General features: G+C 62.1%; 20 protein-coding genes and 2 tRNA genes. 12 read left to right on the plus strand and 10 right to left on the minus strand.

Annotated elements, in window-relative coordinates:
* Window positions 1-97 precede the first annotated feature (97 nt).
* Together BJP07_RS02755 and BJP07_RS02760 are read right to left on the minus strand one after the other, a co-directional pair.
* Window positions 98-1129, minus strand: coding sequence for a LacI family DNA-binding transcriptional regulator (locus tag BJP07_RS02755; RefSeq protein WP_071565967.1), 1032 nt, complete (start codon window positions 1127-1129; stop codon window positions 98-100).
* Between the two features lie 129 nt (window positions 1130-1258).
* Complete coding sequence (locus BJP07_RS02760; RefSeq protein ID WP_071565968.1) at window positions 1259-1795, minus strand: excalibur calcium-binding domain-containing protein; 537 nt, start codon at window positions 1793-1795, stop codon at window positions 1259-1261.
* Between the two features lie 99 nt (window positions 1796-1894).
* Between BJP07_RS02760 and BJP07_RS02765 the strand changes: the two genes are divergently transcribed.
* Window positions 1895-2077 carry a hypothetical protein gene (locus BJP07_RS02765; RefSeq protein WP_071565969.1) on the plus strand — a complete coding sequence of 61 codons (183 nt, stop codon included), beginning with the start codon at window positions 1895-1897 and terminating at the stop codon, window positions 2075-2077.
* 255 nt (window positions 2078-2332) lie between these two features.
* Here the strand turns inward: BJP07_RS02765 and BJP07_RS02770 are convergent.
* A tRNA-Asn gene (locus BJP07_RS02770) sits at window positions 2333-2405 on the minus strand.
* A gap of 116 nt (window positions 2406-2521) precedes the next feature.
* Here BJP07_RS02770 and BJP07_RS02775 point away from each other — a divergent pair.
* From BJP07_RS02775 to BJP07_RS02800, 6 genes are all read left to right on the plus strand, one after another.
* On the plus strand, window positions 2522-3139 hold the full coding sequence (locus BJP07_RS02775; protein WP_071565970.1) for a hypothetical protein: 618 nt from the start codon (window positions 2522-2524) through the stop codon (window positions 3137-3139).
* A gap of 22 nt (window positions 3140-3161) precedes the next feature.
* Window positions 3162-3800: a DUF4230 domain-containing protein gene (locus tag BJP07_RS02780; RefSeq protein ID WP_083584050.1), complete on the plus strand. Its 639-nt coding sequence runs from the start codon at window positions 3162-3164 to the stop codon at window positions 3798-3800.
* A 13-nt stretch (window positions 3801-3813) separates the two neighbouring features.
* Complete coding sequence (locus BJP07_RS02785; protein WP_071565971.1) at window positions 3814-4611, plus strand: serine hydrolase; 798 nt, start codon at window positions 3814-3816, stop codon at window positions 4609-4611.
* Between the two features lie 10 nt (window positions 4612-4621).
* The gene (locus BJP07_RS02790; RefSeq protein WP_071565972.1) at window positions 4622-6079 is read left to right on the plus strand and encodes an MFS transporter; all 1458 of its coding nucleotides are present in this window, start codon (window positions 4622-4624) and stop codon (window positions 6077-6079) included.
* On the plus strand, window positions 6080-7021 hold the full coding sequence (locus tag BJP07_RS02795) for a nucleoside hydrolase (protein WP_071565973.1): 942 nt from the start codon (window positions 6080-6082) through the stop codon (window positions 7019-7021).
* A gap of 246 nt (window positions 7022-7267) precedes the next feature.
* A complete protein-coding gene (locus tag BJP07_RS02800) occupies window positions 7268-7591 on the plus strand; it encodes a hypothetical protein (protein ID WP_071565974.1) in 324 nt (107 codons plus the stop codon).
* Window positions 7592-7603: 12 nt separating this feature from the next.
* Here the strand turns inward: BJP07_RS02800 and BJP07_RS02805 are convergent, their stop codons facing one another.
* On the minus strand, window positions 7604-8398 hold the full coding sequence (locus BJP07_RS02805; protein ID WP_255365908.1) for an HAD-IIA family hydrolase: 795 nt from the start codon (window positions 8396-8398) through the stop codon (window positions 7604-7606).
* 1 nt (window position 8399) lies between these two features.
* Window positions 8400-8723 carry an acyl carrier protein gene (locus tag BJP07_RS02810; protein WP_071565975.1) on the minus strand — a complete coding sequence of 108 codons (324 nt, stop codon included), beginning with the start codon at window positions 8721-8723 and terminating at the stop codon, window positions 8400-8402.
* Window positions 8724-8745: 22 nt separating this feature from the next.
* On the opposite strand from BJP07_RS02810, the gene BJP07_RS02815 reads away from it, so the two are divergent.
* Both BJP07_RS02815 and BJP07_RS02820 read left to right on the plus strand, forming a co-directional pair.
* Complete coding sequence (locus BJP07_RS02815; RefSeq protein ID WP_071565976.1) at window positions 8746-9747, plus strand: alpha/beta fold hydrolase; 1002 nt, start codon at window positions 8746-8748, stop codon at window positions 9745-9747.
* A 3-nt stretch (window positions 9748-9750) separates the two neighbouring features.
* Complete coding sequence (locus BJP07_RS02820; RefSeq protein ID WP_071565977.1) at window positions 9751-10662, plus strand: Rib/alpha-like domain-containing protein; 912 nt, start codon at window positions 9751-9753, stop codon at window positions 10660-10662.
* 3 nt (window positions 10663-10665) lie between these two features.
* Here the strand turns inward: BJP07_RS02820 and aceE are convergent, their stop codons facing one another.
* The gene (aceE, locus tag BJP07_RS02825; protein ID WP_071565978.1) at window positions 10666-13392 is read right to left on the minus strand and encodes a pyruvate dehydrogenase (acetyl-transferring), homodimeric type; all 2727 of its coding nucleotides are present in this window, start codon (window positions 13390-13392) and stop codon (window positions 10666-10668) included.
* A gap of 204 nt (window positions 13393-13596) precedes the next feature.
* Between aceE and BJP07_RS02830 the strand changes: the two genes are divergently transcribed.
* The gene (locus tag BJP07_RS02830) at window positions 13597-14025 is read left to right on the plus strand and encodes a DUF3052 domain-containing protein (protein ID WP_071565979.1); all 429 of its coding nucleotides are present in this window, start codon (window positions 13597-13599) and stop codon (window positions 14023-14025) included.
* A 76-nt stretch (window positions 14026-14101) separates the two neighbouring features.
* Window positions 14102-14177, plus strand: a tRNA-Val gene (locus tag BJP07_RS02835).
* 670 nt (window positions 14178-14847) lie between these two features.
* On the opposite strand, the gene BJP07_RS02840 is transcribed toward BJP07_RS02835, so the two are convergent.
* The 4 genes from BJP07_RS02840 to BJP07_RS02855 are packed head-to-tail and all read right to left on the minus strand — an operon-like array spanning window position 14848 to window position 17480.
* Window positions 14848-15441 (minus strand): hypothetical protein, encoded by a 594-nt coding sequence (locus BJP07_RS02840; RefSeq protein ID WP_071565980.1) that lies wholly within the window; start codon window positions 15439-15441, stop codon window positions 14848-14850.
* A complete protein-coding gene (locus BJP07_RS02845; RefSeq protein ID WP_071565981.1) occupies window positions 15441-16340 on the minus strand; it encodes an SURF1 family protein in 900 nt (299 codons plus the stop codon). The genes BJP07_RS02840 and BJP07_RS02845 overlap by 1 nt, the downstream gene beginning before the upstream one ends.
* 38 nt (window positions 16341-16378) lie before the next feature.
* A complete protein-coding gene (locus tag BJP07_RS02850; RefSeq protein ID WP_071565982.1) occupies window positions 16379-16843 on the minus strand; it encodes a low molecular weight protein-tyrosine-phosphatase in 465 nt (154 codons plus the stop codon).
* Window positions 16833-17480 (minus strand): HAD hydrolase-like protein, encoded by a 648-nt coding sequence (locus BJP07_RS02855; protein ID WP_255365909.1) that lies wholly within the window; start codon window positions 17478-17480, stop codon window positions 16833-16835. The genes BJP07_RS02850 and BJP07_RS02855 overlap by 11 nt, the downstream gene beginning before the upstream one ends.
* A 35-nt stretch (window positions 17481-17515) precedes the next feature.
* On the opposite strand from BJP07_RS02855, the gene BJP07_RS02860 reads away from it, so the two are divergent.
* Window positions 17516-18361: a Nif3-like dinuclear metal center hexameric protein gene (locus BJP07_RS02860; RefSeq protein WP_071565984.1), complete on the plus strand. Its 846-nt coding sequence runs from the start codon at window positions 17516-17518 to the stop codon at window positions 18359-18361.
* The last annotated feature ends 3 nt before the right edge of the window (window positions 18362-18364 follow it).

The raw sequence follows: 18364 nt of genomic DNA on the forward strand, positions 1-18364 counted from the left end.
TGCTGTTCGTTCTCGGCCCTTGCAGCGACCCTGCTTAAACCTTTAAGCGCATAGTACGTCGGGGGTATGTAAAAGGTGGGGAAGTTACTAAAACGATTTAGCGAGCTTGGGAAACGCTCCCACGCTCAACCACTTTCAGGGGGAGCAATGTGGGATTCTCAGCCGCAGGCTGCTCACCGGACAGAAGCTCAACCAGCATCCGCGCCGCCCGCGCACCCATTTCCTGGTACGGCAGACGGAACGTCGTCAGCCCCGGCCTCACCAACGACGCCAAATCCTCATCATCAAACGACAACACCGAAATTGTCGACGCTACCTCGAGGCCCGCATCCTGCATCGCCTGATACACGCCCAACGCCAAACGATCGTTCGCAGCGAGGACCGCGGTGGGGTAGTTCGCTGGATCGTCATCAAGAATCTCCGACATCCGCGCATACCCCGCCGCCGGCTCCCATACCGACGCGTGGCCCTCCGCTTGCAGCCGGATTCCGTGGTGAGCCAGGGCTGCGTCGATACCGCGCATACGCTCGCTGATACTGAACGAAGGCGTCTCGGATTGCGGGAACCGGCCAATCAACGCAATCGAACGATGCCCCCGCGCCACCAAATACTCAATCGCGTCCCTGCCCGCGGAATAATCATCCGGCAAAATTGCGGGATGATCACCGGCCTGACCGTTGCAAATAACGAGAGGCAAATTCGTCTTCGGCAGATCCAGCACGCGCGACGCCATCAGCCCGACCACGACGCCATCAACGTTCCGCGACTCCAACGTCCGCAACGCCGGAGCAAACCGATCCGCACGGTGGCCAGTCTCCGCCATCATGACCGCGTGGCCAAGCCGCTCGGCCTCGTCCACGATTCCCGTAATCATGGGGGAGGCGAAACGGGTAGTAGTGACCTCGTCGGAGAGAAAACCGATTGTGTGCGTGCGCCCAGTCTTCAGCGCCCGCGCCAACGTGTTTGGGCGGTAACCTAGCTCGCGGGCAGCTTCCCGGACCTTCTGCGCCGTCTCCTCCGGGATGCGCGAGCCGGGCTTGCCGTTGAGCGCGAGGCTCACAGTGGCGGTAGAGACGCCGACATGCTTAGCGATATCCGAGAGCGTGACACGATGCGAACTTCTGGACATTTGAGGAAGTATAGCCGGGGTGGGGTGGTCTTGGTTGGGATGGGCGTGATGAGATGCGGTGGGATGGAAGGTGGCGTCGAAAGCTGACTCGGGATTTTGTGAACAGAATTGCGTCTGTTGTGGGCGGGACTATTCGCAGGCGACGCCGTCACCGTCACGGTCGAGCTTTGATCGGTAGCCGGGCTCGTGGCTGTAGATCGGGGTGACGCCGGCGCGGCGAGCTTCCGCGCAGGACTTGTAGTGGCCATTAGCGGGCAGTTTGCCGCTGCGCGAAGGAGCGGGTGCCTGTTTCGGAGCCGGGGCCGGGGCAGGCTTTGGAGCCGGCTTCGGTGCCGGTGCGGGTTTCGGCGCTGGTTTTGGAGCAGGAGCTGGCTTCGGGGCAGGCTTCTTCGCTGGAGGTCCAGGGATAATGCCTGGCAGTGGATTCGGGATGATGCGCTGCTGGACCGCCCAGAACGTAGCACCAGCGCCGATGCCCAGAACCGCGAGAATGCTTGTGACTGCGATGGCTGCGATGGCGCCGTCGGAAAGCCCCTCTGAGGGGGTCTCCGGCTTGGAGGCCGTGGTGGTTGCCGGGGCGGGGCTTTCGGGAGCGGCGTGCGCTGGTGCTGCGACACCGAGCGTGAGCGAGCAGGCGAGGGCTGCTGCAATAGTTGTTTTTCTCATATGTAAAGCATGTCATAAACATTGGAAAATCCTGAATTAGTATGTTGCGATAGCGTAGTTGACAATCCTTAATCCGTCGCCCTGGAGGAATAAAGCCTGATGTTTAGCTTCTTTCAACGCAAGCGCATGCTTCCGTATGAGAATGATGTGCGCACTGTTTTCCAGGACACCGATGATGGGAAAACACGTCTGGCACGCCTTGCGCTGCTGACGAGTGCCAAGGGCGAAGTGGATCCTCTGGTAATAGAGATTCTCGGTCCAGCGGAAAACGAGGGCTCATAACTTACAAGGAGCCCTCGGGTGTTCCGGTCGACCTCATTGCGTCGACCAACCCAGGTCAGCGCGATGTGGATGGTTTGGGGCTATTTTGCTGATTTTGCGCTGACCTGCGTTGGTCAACCGGAGCAGGTCGACGGGAAGATGTCGACGGGAGTAGGTCGACCCGAGCTGGGCGTGTGCCCGGCCCGAAAGCCCCGAGCCCCGAAACCATTACCTTGAAACGCAAAAAACCGAGGCAATCGCCTCGGGTTGTAGTTGCTCCTCCAACTGGGCTCGAACCAGTGACCCTTCGATTAACAGTCGAATGCTCTGCCAACTGAGCTATGGAGGAATATGTGCTTTAAAGCAACGAGCAATACTTTAACCCGGATATTGGAATTTGAAAAATCGCCAGTTCAGGGCATGTTTCGTGGACATGGAAGGTGGGTGGTATGTAGGGTGGTCGCTATGAAACACTCACTGCTTGCACTCACTGTAGCTTCGGCTGTGTCCGTGACGGCCGCCCAGGCACCTGTCGCGTGGGCGGAGGAGACACATCAGGCGGCACCGGACAAGTCGAACAGCTCCGGCAGCTCAGACGGCGAGGAGCTGAGCCCGGCCGCGATTGCGGGCATCACGCTCGGTGTGCTGGCCGCGGTTGGTGCGGGGGCTGCGTTCGCGGCGTCCCAGGGTCTGATCCCGAATGTGGATCCGGCGATGTTTGTTGGGTTGACTGGGTTGTCGTCGACGGTGCCGGGGTTGGCGGCGTTGGGGTCCGGAGGGGCGTCGAAAAATAGGTGCTCGCCGCAGGCCTTTGACGCGGCGATGCCCGGCTGGCCAGGCGTGACTGGGACGGGCGTGCTGTACTGCGAGGGCCGGTGGGCTGTGGCGGGGCAGAAACAGTCGGATTGGATTGTGCCGTTTGAGCGCAAGGGGGACCGTTGGGTGGCGCTGAAGCCGGACGGGACGACGCAGCGCGGGATGATAACGGCCTGCTACAACGGCAACGCTCTGCGGGGTCGCGGTGCGCCACAGTCGTTCCTGGACAAAATTACGATTTGTGCCCCCGATGAAATTGGGCGTTAGGGTCTCGCTGTAGTCTTGGAGCGTGGAAAAAAGAGGAATTCGAGTAGGGGCGCTGGTGCTTACTGCGCTGGTAGTGGCGCTGATCACCGCGTTTGCGGTGTTGAAGTTTGTGGTTCCGAACGGCTTGCAGATTGGCCGGGAGGAGATCAGTGAGGCGTCGATAGGGGCGTCGTTTAGGCAGGTGGGGGAGCTCTCCGTTGAAGAGTATGCGTACTCGAACGTGGGCAACTACGACAACAAGGGGCTTGAGCTTGCGGGCGTGAAGGTGCCGCTGACCGGGCGCAACTTCCTGCTGAGCTACAGCGGGACCGTCAAGGCGGGTATTGCGGACGTTGAGGCGATTGGCGTCAACATTGACGACGCCGCCCAGACCATCACGGTGCGTGTCCCGGAGGTGAGCGTGACCTCCTCCGAGATCGACGACACGAGCGTGCAGGTGTATAAGCAGTCAATGAACCCGCTCAACCAGGTCAAGGTGGAGGACGTCACTGGTTTCCTCGCCGAGGAGAAGACGCGTGCAGCGGACCGCGCGGTCAAGGAGGGGCTGCTCGAGCGTGCGCATACGCGCGTGGATGAACTCATGACGTCGCACGCGGAGGCGCTTAAGCAGGGCACTGCGATGCAGGACTACGAAGTGCGCGTCGAGTGGGTGCGCGACTAGCTATCATGTGGGCATGATTCTGGAAGAGCACCTTGCATCCTGGCCGGTGAAGCATTGCGCGGCGGCGCTCGTCGGCAAGTATGGGGAAACGTTTGGGGACCAGCACCGCGTGTTCGAGCTGGCGAGCGTGACCAAGCTACTCGCCGCGTACGGGGTGCTGCTGGCGGTGGAGGAAGGTGCCTTCGAGCTAGACACCCCGTGCGGGCCGGAGGGCTCCACGGTGCGTCACCTGCTGGCGCACGCTAGCGGCGTTGGTTTCGACAGCAGGCGTCTACAGAAGCCGGTCGGGGAGCGGCGCATTTACTCCTCGGCGGGCTACGAGATCCTCGCGGACTTTGTGGAGGAAACCACCGGCATCGCGTTTTCTGAGTACCTGCACGAGGGCGTCTTTGAGCCATTGGGGATGGACACCGCCGTGCTGGAGGGCTCCGCGGGCCACGGGGCGCGCGCGAGCGTCGCGGACCTGAGCAAGTTCGCCGCCGAACTGCTCCAGCCCACGCTGCTGCACCCGGACACCGTCGCGGAGGCGTTCCGCAACCAGTTCGAGGACCTACGCGGGGTCGTGCCGGGCTACGGGATGCAAAAGCCATGCCCGTGGGGCCTTGGGTTTGAAATCAAGGGGGAGAAGTCCCCCCATTGGACGGGGGACACCATGCCGGCCGACACGGTAGGCCACTTCGGAATGGCGGGAACCTATCTGTGGGTTGCGCAGGGCCAAGCCATGGTCGCACTTACCGACGAGCAGTTCGGGGAGTGGGCGAAGCCGTTGTGGCAGGAAACGAACACTGCCATCTGGAGCGCTCTGACTTAGACTCAGGGGCATGCACGATACACACACGCCACCCCCGGAAGCGGGCCACCGCCTGCCAACGAGCCAGGTTTGGCCCCTCATGCTCGCCCTGCTCACCGCCGTTTTCGCGTTCCAGCTCAACGCCTCCATGCTGGCGCCAGCCCTAGCGACGATGGAACGCGAACTCGACGCCACCACCTCCCAGATCGGGCTGACGCAGACCGCGTTCTTTACCGCGGCGGCCCTGTTTTCCCTGTTTATGCCGCGGTGGGGAGATTTGATTGGGCGTCGAAAAGTGTTGGTGGGCATGATGGTGGTCACCGCGATTGGTTCGGTGGTTGCCGCGCTGGCGGCGAACGTCACCATGCTGTTTATCGGGCGTGTTATTCAGGGTGTGTCGGGGCCGACGGTGGCGCTGACGTCTGTGATGCTGCGGCAAGAGGTGCGCGAAGAGAAGCAGTTCGCACTACTGATCGGTATCTTGACCTCGGTGAACGGCGGCATCGCGGGTATCGACGCCATCATGGGCGGCTGGCTCACAGCAGCCTTCGGCTTCCGCTCCCTGTTCTGGGTGATCGGCGCCTTCGCGGTCGTGGCGGTGTTCGCCGTGCACTTCGGCGTGCGTGAGACGAAGTCCGACGCCGGCTATGCCATGGACTGGAAGGGCGTGGTCCCGCTCGTCGTCGCGGTCGGCGCGATCTTGACCGCGCTGAACGAAGCAGGGGCGCTGGCCGCTGCGAACTGGTTCATGGTCATCGTCTTGCTCGCGGTCGGCGCGGCAGCGCTGGTAGTGTTCTGGCGCATCGAGTCCTCCACGGAACACCCGCTGGTCGCCCCGCACCTACTCAAGCAGCGCCGCACGTGGGCACTCTTGACGACGACCACCCTGACCATGACCGGCATCTTCGCCGTCATGAACGGTTTGGTCCCGAACCTCGCCCAGGACGAAACGTTCGGCCCGGGGATGTCAGCGGGCGTGGTGTCTTGGTGGACGCTGACCCCATACGCGCTGGCTGGCCTGGTATTCGGCCCGATCGCCGGGTTCTGCGCGGGGCGAGTGGGCTACAAGCTGATGCTGCAGATCGGCATCGCAGGCGCCTTCCTGTCGGTGGTCTTCGGTATCTATGTGGTGGGCAACCCTACGAAGGGGCTGCTGCTGGCGCTGTCGATCGCAGCCGGTATCACCTACGCGGGTATCGCAAACATCATGCTGGGTTCGCTGCAGGTGGTGCTGGCGCCGAAGACGAATCAGGGGTACCTGCCTGGTCTGAACGCGGGCGCGTTTAACCTGGGTGCGGGTATTTCCTTCACCGTGATTTTCGCGGTGGTGACCACGTTCGCCGACCAAAACGGCGGCTACCGCGCCGGCATGATCGCGGGTGCGGTGCTGCTCATCGGCGCGTTTTGTACATCCTTCCTCATTCCGCGCCCAGAGGCGCTTCCTGACACGATCGCCGCCGAAGACGCGGCACGAAAGAAGGTGCAGTAAATGACAACCAAGATCATCCTCGACTGCGACCCAGGCCACGACGACGCCGTCGCCATCCTGCTCGCGGCTGGAAACCCAAACATTGGACTCCTCGGCGTGACGACCGTCGGTGGCAACCACACGCTAGAGAAGGTCACCCGTAACGCAGCGCAGGTGCTGACCGTCGCGAAGCTGACGGACGTGCCCCTCTGCGCAGGTGCGACCCGCCCGATCCTGCGCGAGGTGGAAACCGCCGAGGGCATCCACGGCGACACCGGCATGGAGATTCACGGCTTCGAGCTGCCCGAGCCGGAAGTTGCGGTGCAGGACACGCACGGCGTGCAGTTCATCATCGACACGATCATGAACGAGCCCGCCGGGACCGTCACCCTGGTGCCGACCGGCCCGCTGACCAACATTGCGCTTGCGGCCCGGCTCGAGCCGCGCATTGTGGAGCGCGTCAAGGAAGTCGTGCTGATGGGCGGGGCCTACGGCGCCGGGAACTGGACCGCCAGCGCCGAGTTCAACATCATCGTCGACCCTGAAGCCGCCCACATCGTCTTCAATGAGCAATGGCCCGTCGTCATGGTTGGCCTTGACCTGACGCACCAGGCGTTGGCAACCAAGGACGTCGAGGAACAGTTCGTGGAGCTGGGCACGAACGTCGGCGACTTTGTGGTCGGGCTCTTCGGTGCGTTCCGCAAGAACTACCAGGACGCCCAAGGCTTCGACGATCCGCCAGTCCACGACCCGTGCTGCGTTGCTTACCTGATCGACCCAACCGTGGTGGAGACGGTCAAAGTGCCTGTGGACGTCGAGACGCAAGGGCTGCTCACTACCGGGCGCACCGTGGCGGACTTCCGCAGCCCCGCGCCCGCTGACTGCCACACCTCCGTGGCCACGAAGCTCGACGCCGACCGCTTCTGGGCCATGGTGCTCGACGCAGTAAAGGCGCTCGGGTAGTACTGCTGACCCTCAAGTAGAGCTTCAATAAACAGGGGGATCAACCAGTCATTGAGGGTTGCCCGGTGTGGCTCGTGTCATGCAAAGTGAAACACGAGCACCCGGGAAACCTCGAGTGCCTCAAGAGGTCGTTGGGGAAGACGAACCTCGTCTCGCACGAAGATGCGCCCGCCTAGTCAGCGGACGCGGAACCGACTAGTCACCGGACGCGTGCGCCGCACTGTCACACACAGAAGGGTCCCCACAATGACAACAACACTCGTTGCCCCGCGTACGTGGCGCTCTGTCTGCGCCGCGCCTACGACCTCCGTTATGAGCATCCAGGACATGCCCGCCGCAGTGCGCATGCACGTCGAAGAACTCCTGCTCATGCTCCCGGACGCGCCAGTCAACCAGGAAGCACTCTGGGACGACGCCTGGTTCACCCGTTGGCGCTGCGACAGTTCCGGCACCTACCAGTGCCGCGAAGTCTTTCGCGCAACCCCGGACGTCACCCGTAGCTTCGCCGAGGCGCTCACCCAGCTGGCCACCGAGTACGGCTTCAGCGCCAGCGTCGAAGCGGCAGGATAAAGCAGGGTAGGGCTAGCTGTAGGCGCCGTCGCCGAATGGATCGGTAATGACGTCCACAAGCTGGGCGACGGAATCGATCACCTTTGTTGGCCTGTACGGGTAGCGGGTGATCTCGGCGTCGTCCGAAATTCCGGTGCGGACCAGCAGCGTCCGCATGCCAGCCTCCAGGCCGGACTTCACGTCCGTATCCATCCGGTCACCAATCATCACCGTGTGCTCCGAGTGCGCGCCGATATTGTTCAGCGCCGAGCGCATCATCACCGGATTCGGTTTGCCCACGTAGTACGGTTCCATCCCAGTCACCGACGTAATCATCGCCGCCACCGCGCCCGTCGCTGGCAGAATTCCATTCGGGCCCGGGCCCGTCAGATCCGGGTTTGTGCCGATGAACCGCGCGCCCTTGAGAATCAGGTTGCAGGCCGTCGTGATCGCCTCAAACGAATAGGTGCGCGTCTCGCCCAACACCACAAAGTCGGGGTCCTGGTCGGTCAAGATCCACCCGGCCTCGTGCAGCGCCGTGGTCATCCCGGCCTCACCAATCACGTACGCTGAGCCCTCGCCGACCTGCTGCGACAGGAACGTTGCCGTCGCAGTCGCGGACGTCCAAATCCGTTCCGGCTCAATCTGCAATCCCATCCGGACCAGCTTCGCTGACAGGTCCCGCGGGGTTTGCATCGAGTTGTTCGTCAGCACCATAAACGGAATCGATTCCTCGTGCAGGCGCTGAATGAAGGCGTCTGCGCCGGAAATCATCTGCCCTTCCTTGTGCAGCACGCCGTCCATGTCGGTGAGATAGGAAATAGTCACGCTACGCTCCTTTGTAGTCTTCGTGCCCTTCAATGTAGGCGCACAGCTCACCCAGCGTCGAGTGCTGCCGGTAGGTGTCCTCGTCAATCGGTACGCCCAGCTCTTGCTCGATGCGTACCGCAAGCTCAATACGATCTAACGACGCCACCCCGGCCCCATCCAGTGTCGTCTCCCGATCCAGGCCCTCAGTGTCCTCACCGGTCACACGTTCAACGAGATGCGTGAGCTGAGCGAACGTGGAGGCATCCTCGGTGTTCGCGGTGGGGTCGGAGGGGGCGTCGTCAAGCTTGAGGGCGCTTAAATCTAAGCGTTGTGAGAGTTCCATACCCACATAATAAGGTGGAAGCATGTTGCAAACAGTTGCCTACCTCCGATCGCTGACGCCGAAAGCGCGCCGGCAGCTCGTGGAAACCCGCGAACTGCTGCACACCGGCGACGGCGAATACGGGCTCAAACCCGACCGCGAGGGCGTCCTCGAAGTCGACGCCGGGGGAGAGAACATCAACATCCACTGGTACGAGCTCGGCCCCGACGACCCAGATGCCGTCACCGTCGTCTACGTCCACGGCTTCAACATCGCCGCCGAAGAATTCTTCCTGCAAACTGAAGACATCGCAGGCCACGGGGTGCGCCAACTGCTACTTGACCTGCGCGGGCACGGGCAGACCGGCAAAGTCGACCCCGAACTTTTAACTATCGACGCCGCCGCCGACGACGTCGCCGCCGTCATGCGCGAACGCAACGTGCGCGGACCCGCTATCGTGGTCGGGCACTCGCTCGGCGGGCCGATTTCCCTGTCGATGATGCGACGCTACCACCACGAGTTCAACCTGGCAGGCTCGGTGCAGATCTCCAGCGCGGTCGAACCGTTTACCGTGCAAGGCCTGCCGCAGATCCTCGCCGGACCGATCGGGCGCTTCATCGAAGGTGTCGTCGCCGTGACTCCGCACTTCGCGGAAGGTGTGCGCCAAGTCCTCACCGACATGCTCACCCCGATTCTCGCGCTCGGGTTTTACTTCCGCCCCATGAGCTACCAGCTCGTGCAATTCCACGCAGCAATGATCCGCGAAACACCGCTGGAAACTTACGCCGGCTACTTCGAGGACCTGCTGCACCACTCGGAACTCGACGCCGGCGAAGTGCTTGCCACCATCCCCGGCTACATCCTCGTCGGCGACCACGACGCCGTTACCCCCGTCTCCCAAAGCGCGAAACTCCACGAGATCTGGCCGCGCGCCTACATGCAGGTGCTGCCCGAAAGTGGGCACATGCCGCCTATCGACGCCCCCGGCGCCGTCAGCACCGCCATCAACCGACTCATCCAACGCATTACCGAAGACGTGAAATAACCCGTGCATTACACACTGCTTGCCGCCGGCGTTGCCGCCACCTACGCCATCGCCGCCGCACCACACGCAACCGCTGCGCCTACAGACGCCGAGAAATACCAGCCCAGCTTCCAAACCGAAGCGCGCTACCTGCCGCTGGTCGAAGGCCAGCTCTACACCGAAATGACACGCTTCGCACCAACCGGGGCCCCAGCCGGGACGACCTTCCGCGTCATGGGGCAAGAAGAAGAGGAAGGCGAGCCAGTCGTCGCCAGCATCGACGATACAGACCACAGCACGCTAATGGCCCGGCTCCGGTTCCTCAACTGCGACCAGGTCGAAGCCGGGCAGCTGTACGGCAAACACTGCCGCACCGTCCAGCGTGGTGAAAACACACGCGACGTCTACATCGAGGTGACCTACCCGGACGGCTCCTCGGAAGACATCCGCACCAAGGTTTCGCTCATTGCCGACCAACGCCTCATCTACGAGCCCGTCTACAAACCAGTCGAGGTCACCCACGGCGCATCGTTCACCGCGACCCCGTTTAACCTTCGTGAACGCGTCGAACTCCCAACCGACGCGAAGTTCGAGCTCATCGACCCACCTACCGGCTGGGGCCTCACCATCGACCCCGTCACCGGCACCGTCACTGGCACCGCCACCGACGCCGCCCAAGCAGCCGAAGCCGTTACCGTCCGCGCCACCTTTAAAGACGGCACCTCCCGCACCGCTGGCCTCCAACTCAGGCACGATGGACCCAACCCGCCAGCGCCGACGCAACCACAAACACCCCCAGCGGACTCGAACGGCTCCTCGGGTTCGAGGGCGCTCATCATCACGCTAGGGGTGCTGTCAACGCTCGCGGTGGTCGGGGCGATGTTCGCAGCGTTTGCGGCGAACTTTCCGGCGCTCGCCCCGTACCTCCCGCGCTAGCCCTTAGGCTTCGGTTGGGTCGTCAATCTTCAGGTCCTTCGCGGCCTGCGCGGCAACATCCATCTCGATCTTGCCGTCGTTCGCAAGACCCATCAGCGCTGCAACCACCATCGACTCCGCGTCAATGTTGAAGTAGCGGCGCGCCGACTCACGCGTATCCGAGAAGCCGAACCCATCGGCGCCGAGCACCAGGTACTGGCCAGGCACGTACGGGCGGATCTGCTCCTGCAGGTCCGTGGCGAAGTCGGACGTCGCAATGTATGGGCCTTCCGTCTGCTTGAGCTGATGGGTCACGAACGCCTCGCCGACGTCCTCACCCGGGTGTAGCAGCTGCTCCTTGGCCACACGCGCACCGTCGCGAGCACACTCCACCCAGGACGTCACCGAGTACACAGAAGCACCCACGTTGTAGTCCTCTTGCAGGATCTTCTGCGCGCGAAGCGCCTGCTGCATACCAATACCGGAGGCCAGCAGCGACACGTTGTGCTCGTGCTTCTCGCCTTCGTCGAATAGGTAGATGCCCTTGTGCAGGCCCTCAACGTCGAGGTTTTCCGGGCGTGTCGGCTGGTGCGTCGGCTCGTTGTACACCGTGATGTAGTACATTACGTCCTCGCCGTGGCCGTCGCCGTACATGCGCTCAATGCCCTTGGAAATCAGGTACGGCATCTCGTACGCAAAGGCAGGATCGTAGGTGACCACTGCCGGATTTGTCGACGCCAAAATCGGCGAATGACCATCCATATGCTGCAAGCCTTCACCAAACAGGGTGGTGCGTCCCGCTGTCGCACCGATGATGAAGCCGCGCGTCATCTGGTCGCCAGCAGCCCAGAAGTTATCGCCCGTGCGCTGGAAACCGAACATCGAGTAGAAGATGTACATCGGGATCATCGGCTCGCCGTGCGTCGCATAGGACGTACCGGCCGCGATGAAGGACGCCGAGGAACCGTCCTCGTTGATGCCCTCGTGCAGGAGCTGACCGTCCGTGGCCTCGCGGTAGGACAGCTGCAAGTCGTAGTCCACCGGGACATAGTTCTGGCCATGCGGGTTGTAAATCTTCAAGGTAGGGAACCAGGAGTCCAAACCGAACGTGCGCGCCTCATCCGGAATGATCGGCACAATTCGCTTCCCGATCTCCTTATCACGCATCAACGCCTTAAACGTGCGCACCAGCGCCATCGTCGTGGCGACTTCCTGCTTGCCCGAATCCTTGAACATAGCCTTGTAGGCCTTCTCAAAGTCCTGCTGCTGTTCCAACGGCGTGAACTTCACACGCCGCTCCGGCAAGAACCCGCCGAGCTCCTCGCGGCGCTCCTTCAGGTACTTGATCTCCGGTGCGTCCTCGCCCGGGTGGTAGTACGGCGGCAGGTACGGATCCTTCTCCAGCTCCTCGTCACTAATTGGCACTTCCTGCTTATCGCGGAAACGCTTCAGATCCTCCAGCGTGAGGTTCTTCATCTGGTGCGTCGCGTTGCGCCCCTCAAAGTTGTGCCCCAGGCCGTAACCCTTAATCGTGTGCGCCAAAATGACCGTCGGCTTGCCCTTGGTCTCCAACGCGCGCTTGTAAGCAGCGTAGATCTTGCGGTAGTCGTGGCCACCGCGGCGCAGCGCCCACAGCTCCTCATCCGACATGTCCTCGACAAGCTTCATTGTCCGCTCGTCGCGGCCGAAGAAGTGCTCACGCACGAACGCACCGTCATTAGCCTTAAACGTCTGGTAATCACCATCCGCGGTGGTGTTCATGACGTGGACCAGCGCGCCGTCCTTATCCTTCTCCAGCAGCTCATCCCACTCGCGGCCCCAGATCACCTTGATCACATTCCAACCCGCGCCAATGAAGAACGCCTCAAGTTCCTGAATGATCTGGCCATTGCCGCGGACGGGGCCGTCGAGACGCTGCAAGTTGCAGTTGACCACAAAGGTCAAGTTATCCAGTCCGTAGAGCGCCGCCATATGCAGCAAGCCACGCGACTCCGGCTCGTCCATCTCACCGTCGCCGAGGAACGCCCACACGTGCTGCTGATCCGTGTCCTTAATGCCACGATCTTGCAAGTACTTGTTAAAACGCGCCTGGTAAATCGCGTTCATTGGCCCCAAACCCATCGAGACCGTAGGGAACTCCCAGAACTTCTTCATACCGTGCGGGTGCGGGTACGAAGGCAGACCACCCTGCGGGCGCGAATGCTCCTGACGGAAACCATCCAGATCATCCTCAGTCAGACGACCCTCCAGGAACGCACGCGCGTACATACCAGGGGAGGCATGACCCTGGTAGAAAATCTGGTCGCCGCCCTGCTCGGCGTCCTTGCCGTGGAAGAAGTGGTTAAACCCAACCTCATACAACGCGGCCGCCGACGCATACGACGAAATGTGGCCACCAACCTTCACACCCGGACGCTGCGCCCGGTGAACCATGATCGCCGCGTTCCAACGCATCCAACGGCGGTAGCGCTTCTCAATCTGTTCATCACCTGGGAACTCCGGCTCCATCTTCGTCGGAATCGTGTTCACGAAATCCGTCGACGACAACGCCGGCAAATCCACCCGCTTCGCCGACGCCCGCTCCAACAGACGCAGCATCAAAAATCGAGCACGCTCCGGCGTGGACTGGTCCAGAATCCCATCAAATGAATCAATCCATTCTTGGGTCTCTTCCGGGTCCGTATCGTGCAGATACGAAGCGACACCCTCGCGAATCAACGGGATGTTGGAGTCATTATTGTGTTCAGCCAAGGAACGTCCTCCTCACGTTTCGGGCCTGCAACCAGTGACAGCACAGGCGGGAATGAAAACCTGCACAACAGGATACGTGGTTTCAACCGATTGCGTCGGGCGTCACAAAACTCGAGGGCACCCGAAAGTTGGCGTATTTTGTCCGGTAATGTGTAACCCGCAGATGTAAACTAAACGGCATATTTGCATACAACACTCATCTCATTGGGAGGAATAAGAACGTTGGGCGCCAACGGTGTCGATACATACGCTGACCAACTAGGGGTCAAACAAGGCGAAATCGTCCAAGAAATCGGCTGGGACGACGACGCCGACGCAACCATCTCCGAAGCGATCGAAGAACGCATCGGCGACCAACTCCTCGACGAAGACGCACAAGACCTCTGCGACATGATCCTCCTGTGGTACCGCGAAGACGACGGCGACCTTGTCGACGTCCTCGTCGACTGCTCCCGCAACCTCGACGACAACGCCCGCATCTGGCTCATGACCCCAGGCGCCTCCAAACCAGGCGGCGTACAACCCGGCGTCATCTCTGAATCCGCCCAACTCGCCGGCCTGGTCCAAACAACCGCCGACCGGCTCGGCGAATGGCAAGGCTCCTGCCTCCGCTCCGCGGGCATACCAAAATAGCCAAAATAGGTTTTGAACTGCCCCTTCGGCAGTGATTTTGTCTTCGGTGGAAGCTTTGTTAAAGTTTCTACCCAGCGCGCCGTTAGCTCAGCTGGAAGAGCAACTGGTTTACACCCAGTAGGTCGGCGGTTCGAGCCCGTCATGGCGCACCAGGTCAGAGGCCCTTCCCGAGGAATCGGGGAGGGTCTTTCTCGATGCGCTAAGGCACTCTCATTTTCGGGCTTTCCGTTCGAAAACCAGGAATATGGTGCGCTCGCTCGGCACCGGAGAGACAAACGACGCAACCTTTAACGCCTAGCCCTTTCACTACCCGCGCATTTGAATGACTAGACAGAATTGGGTTGCGTCTTTTGTCACTGGAGTCCGCCGGGGCGGCACCAAATTCCTTTACACAAGCCCATTGACCTGGGCAAACGCTTATGCTACCTTCCAAAATCAAGGAATATGGTGCGCAGGGAAGGGGCGCTTGCACCACATTCCTAGTTTTTTAGGAAGCAGCGTCGACGAAATCCCAGGTCACTGCTTACACCATGTTGAGCTTTATGGAATCGTTCCCCGGAGATTGTTGATTGCGGGAGTCTTTTTCGTGGACAGACGTCGCGACCTGCGAGGATACGGCCACTGGTCGACCGGAATGGGTGTGGAACGCAAAGTAGTTCCCGGGCGTGGGAACTTTTTCGGTGGTCGAGGGGTGGGGGGAGAGCACAGGGGCAAACGGCGGATCAGCGCACCAAATTCCGGAATTTCCCCTCGGGTGGGGTGCATTTTCCCAGTTCGCGAACGTTCCGCTAAGGAATGTGGTGCACAGCGCCCACCGAACCCCTACAGCTCCGCCTCGATGGCGGTGAAGACGGCCTGCATGCTGGCCTGCGGTGTGCCTGGAACCACGTCGGCGAGGATGACGCCGACGCCTTGTGGGGCCTGGAAGGTGACGGCTTCGGCGTCGAGGGGCATGAGGGCGCCGATGATGGCCAGCTCGGCATCGGCCACACCTAGGCGGCTAGCAGCATCAGCAGAACCAGCAGGAATGTCGATGTCGGTGACGTCCCATTCGCCGACGCGCAGGCGCAGGGAGCCGGTTTCGATGTTGTCGGGGTCGGGGAAGACGGCGACTTCGCGCAGTTCGGCGCGCAAGGCTTTGGCGGCGAGGGCGATGTAGTCGAGGAGGTGGACGAATGTGTTGTCGGTTTGGGGGACGCTGTGGACGACGGAGTCGATGAGCGGGGCGTTGTGGGGGCCGCGCAGGCCGAGCAGGGTGGTCATTGGGGCTGCGCGGAACGCGTCGAGGTCGTCGAGGATGGCGTCTTCGATGTCGGCGGGTTCGGCGGCGGCGTCGAGGTGGATGTTGGCGTCACCGAGGAGGGTGAGGCAGCGGGCGAGGTGTTTGACGTCGCGTTGGGTGAGCTGGTGGGGCATTAGCGTTCTTCTTCCTTTTCGTATGATTTGGCCCAGGGGTTGCGGCGTTGGGTGCCGTAGCGGGATCGCTCCTGAACAGGGGCGGGAGCAACAGGCTCGGCAGGTTCGGAGGGGGCGTCGATTAGTTCGGCTTGTTCCTCTTTGAAGCGGCGGCGTTCGCGGGTTTCGGCCCAGATGAAGTAGATGAGGCCTGCGGGCGCCATGATGCCGAAGGCGATCCACTGTAGCCCGTAGGAGAGGTGGTTGCCGGTCTCTAGCATGGGCAGGGGGATGGCGGTGAGGACGCCGGGGGAGTCGCTGAGGAGTTGGACGTAGGGGCTGGCCATGGTGGTGCCTGTGAGTTCGCCGACTTGGCCGGGGCTGATGGAGTAGACCATTGTGTAGCCCTGGTCGTTGAGCGGTGCGGAGGGGTGTACGCCTTCGTCGACGCGCATCATGCCGGAGATGGTTTGCTCGCCGACGGGTGGGGCGTCGATGTCGGGGACTTGGGTGGAGCCGATGGCGGGGACCCATCCGCGGTTGACCAGTACAGTTTGTCCGTTGTCGAGTTGGAATGGGGTGAGGACTTGGAAGGAGGGGGTGCGGTCGATGGGGCGCAGTCGCAGTAGCACATCGCTGTCTTGGGCGTAGGTGCCGGTTGCGGTGACACGGGTCCATTCAGCGCTGGGGGCAAGGGCACCCTGCTTGTCGACGACCTCTCCGATCGGCACCGGGTCATGCTCGAAGGCGGTCTTGATGTGGTCGTTGCGCTCGACGAGTGCTTCGTTTTTGTTGAGCTGCCAGGGCGCCAGCAGGGTGAATGCGAAGTAGGAGAACAGCACGATCAGGATGGCGACGATGACCCAGCCTGGGGTCAGAAACGTTTTCCACCATGGTTGTGCACCTGTTTCAGGCTGCATTGTTGCTCCCGCTTTCACAGATCCCGTACTTACTCCGGCTAGTCTAGCTGCGCTTTGACCCAGCTGATAATACCTGGGGCGGCGGCCTCGATTTGTTCGCGTGTGGTTTGGAAGCCGTCCGTGCCGCCGTAGTAGGGGTCTTCAACGCCGGCGCCTGCGGGTGCGGCAGGGTCGAAGGAGCGCAGGAGGCGTATGCGGGATTCGGGCACGCCGCGGGCGATGAGTTCGGAGACATGGTTGGTGTCCAGTGCCACGATGAGGTCGGCGTCGATTTGGTTGGCGCCGAATTGTTGGGCGCGGTGGTGGGAGCCGGCGTAGCCGTGTTCAGCGAGTTCGGCGACGGCGCGCGGGTCGGCTGGGCCGCCGACGTGCCACCCGCCGATGCCGGAGGAGGTGACGCGGACGTTGCTGGTGAGGCCGGCGTCGGCAAGTTTGGCGGCGATGATGACTTCCGCCATGGGCGAGCGGCAGATGTTGCCGGTGCACACGAAATCAATATGCATAGAGGATCTCCTTGAGCTCTGTTGCGGTTTGTGCGGTGTGGGTGGCCTGCGCCCATTCTGTGGCGCCGCCGTAGCCCCAGGTCACGGCGACGGATGGGATGTCGAAGTGGGTGGCGCCCGTGAAGTCGTGGGTGCGGTCGCCGACCATGATGGGACGTTTCGGCGCGAACGTGTCGTGGACGTACTCTAACACCGCGATTTTGGTGCTGCGGCCGCGCTCGTGGTCGGCGGCGCCGAGGAAGTCCAGGTGCGGCCAAACGCCCGCGCGTTTCAGCGCGAGTTCGGCGAAGGTTTCGCTTTTGGACGTCGCCGTGCCCACCCGGAACCCATCCCGGTCGAGTTCGGCGATCAGTTCGGACATGCCGTCGAAGACAGTGAACTGCTGCCAGCCGTCGGTGCTCATGTAGTCGGAGTAGACCTGCATCGCGGCGTCGACTTGTGCGGGCGTGCACCCGGCCTTCGTGTAGGACTCCCGCATGGGTGGCCCTGGTATTTTGGCGATGAACGCTTCGTCGGGCGGGGTGACGTCGATGGCGGCGAGCCCCCGCAGGAAGCCTTCGCGGATTCCTGGGAAGGAGTCGAGGATGGTGCCGTCGACGTCAAAGAGCACGGTTGGGCGGTTTGTTTGGAGTGTCACGCCCACCAGCATTCCAGGTTTGTAGGCTAGTTGCCATGACGACGAAGACTGTAGGAGATATTGTCGCGGCACTCGAGGCCGCCTACCCACCCGAACTCGCCGAAAGCTGGGACCAGGTTGGCCTGATTTGCGGCGACCCGGACGAGCCCGTGCGCAAGGTGGCGTTCGCCCTGGACTGCACGATGAGCGTGGTGGAGCGCGCCCTGGAGGAAGGCGCAGACATGCTGGTGGTTCACCACCCGTTGCTGCTGCGCGGGGTGCACTCGGTTGCTGCGAACACGCCGAAGGGCAAGGTCGTGCACACGCTGATCCGCGGCGGCTGCGCGTTGTTCGCGGCGCATACGAACGCGGACTCGGCACGCCCGGGTGTGAATGACAAGTTGGCGGAGTTGGTCGGGATTCGGCCCGGGAGGCCGATTCGCCCGGTGGGGGATGTGGACGTCGATACGCCGGGGGCGCTCGAGCAAGCCACCGGTCTTGGGCGAGTGGGTACCTTGCCTGAGCCAATGACCCTGCGTGAATTTACCCAGCGTGTCGCTGACGCCCTGCCTGAAACCGTGTGGGGCGTGCGCGCTGCCGGCGACCCCGAGCAGGTAGTGCGTACCGTCGCCGTCTCCTCCGGCTCGGGCGACAGTTTCCTTGCTGATGCCGCAGCCCTCGGCGTCGACGTCTATGTCACTTCCGACCTGCGCCACCACCCAGTCGACGAGCACCTGCGTGCAGGCGGACCCGCCGTGATCGATACGGCGCACTGGGCCAGTGAATTTCCGTGGACGCAGCAGGCAGAGGGTATCGTGAACCCGCTAGGCGTAGAAACGTGCATCATCCCCGTGCGCACGGACCCATGGACCGTTTCCGCCCACCCGAATCAAGCCAAGTAAAGG

The sequence above is a fragment of the Corynebacterium sp. NML130628 genome, from assembly GCF_001875665.1.
Classification (GTDB): Bacteria; Actinomycetota; Actinomycetes; order Mycobacteriales; family Mycobacteriaceae; genus Corynebacterium.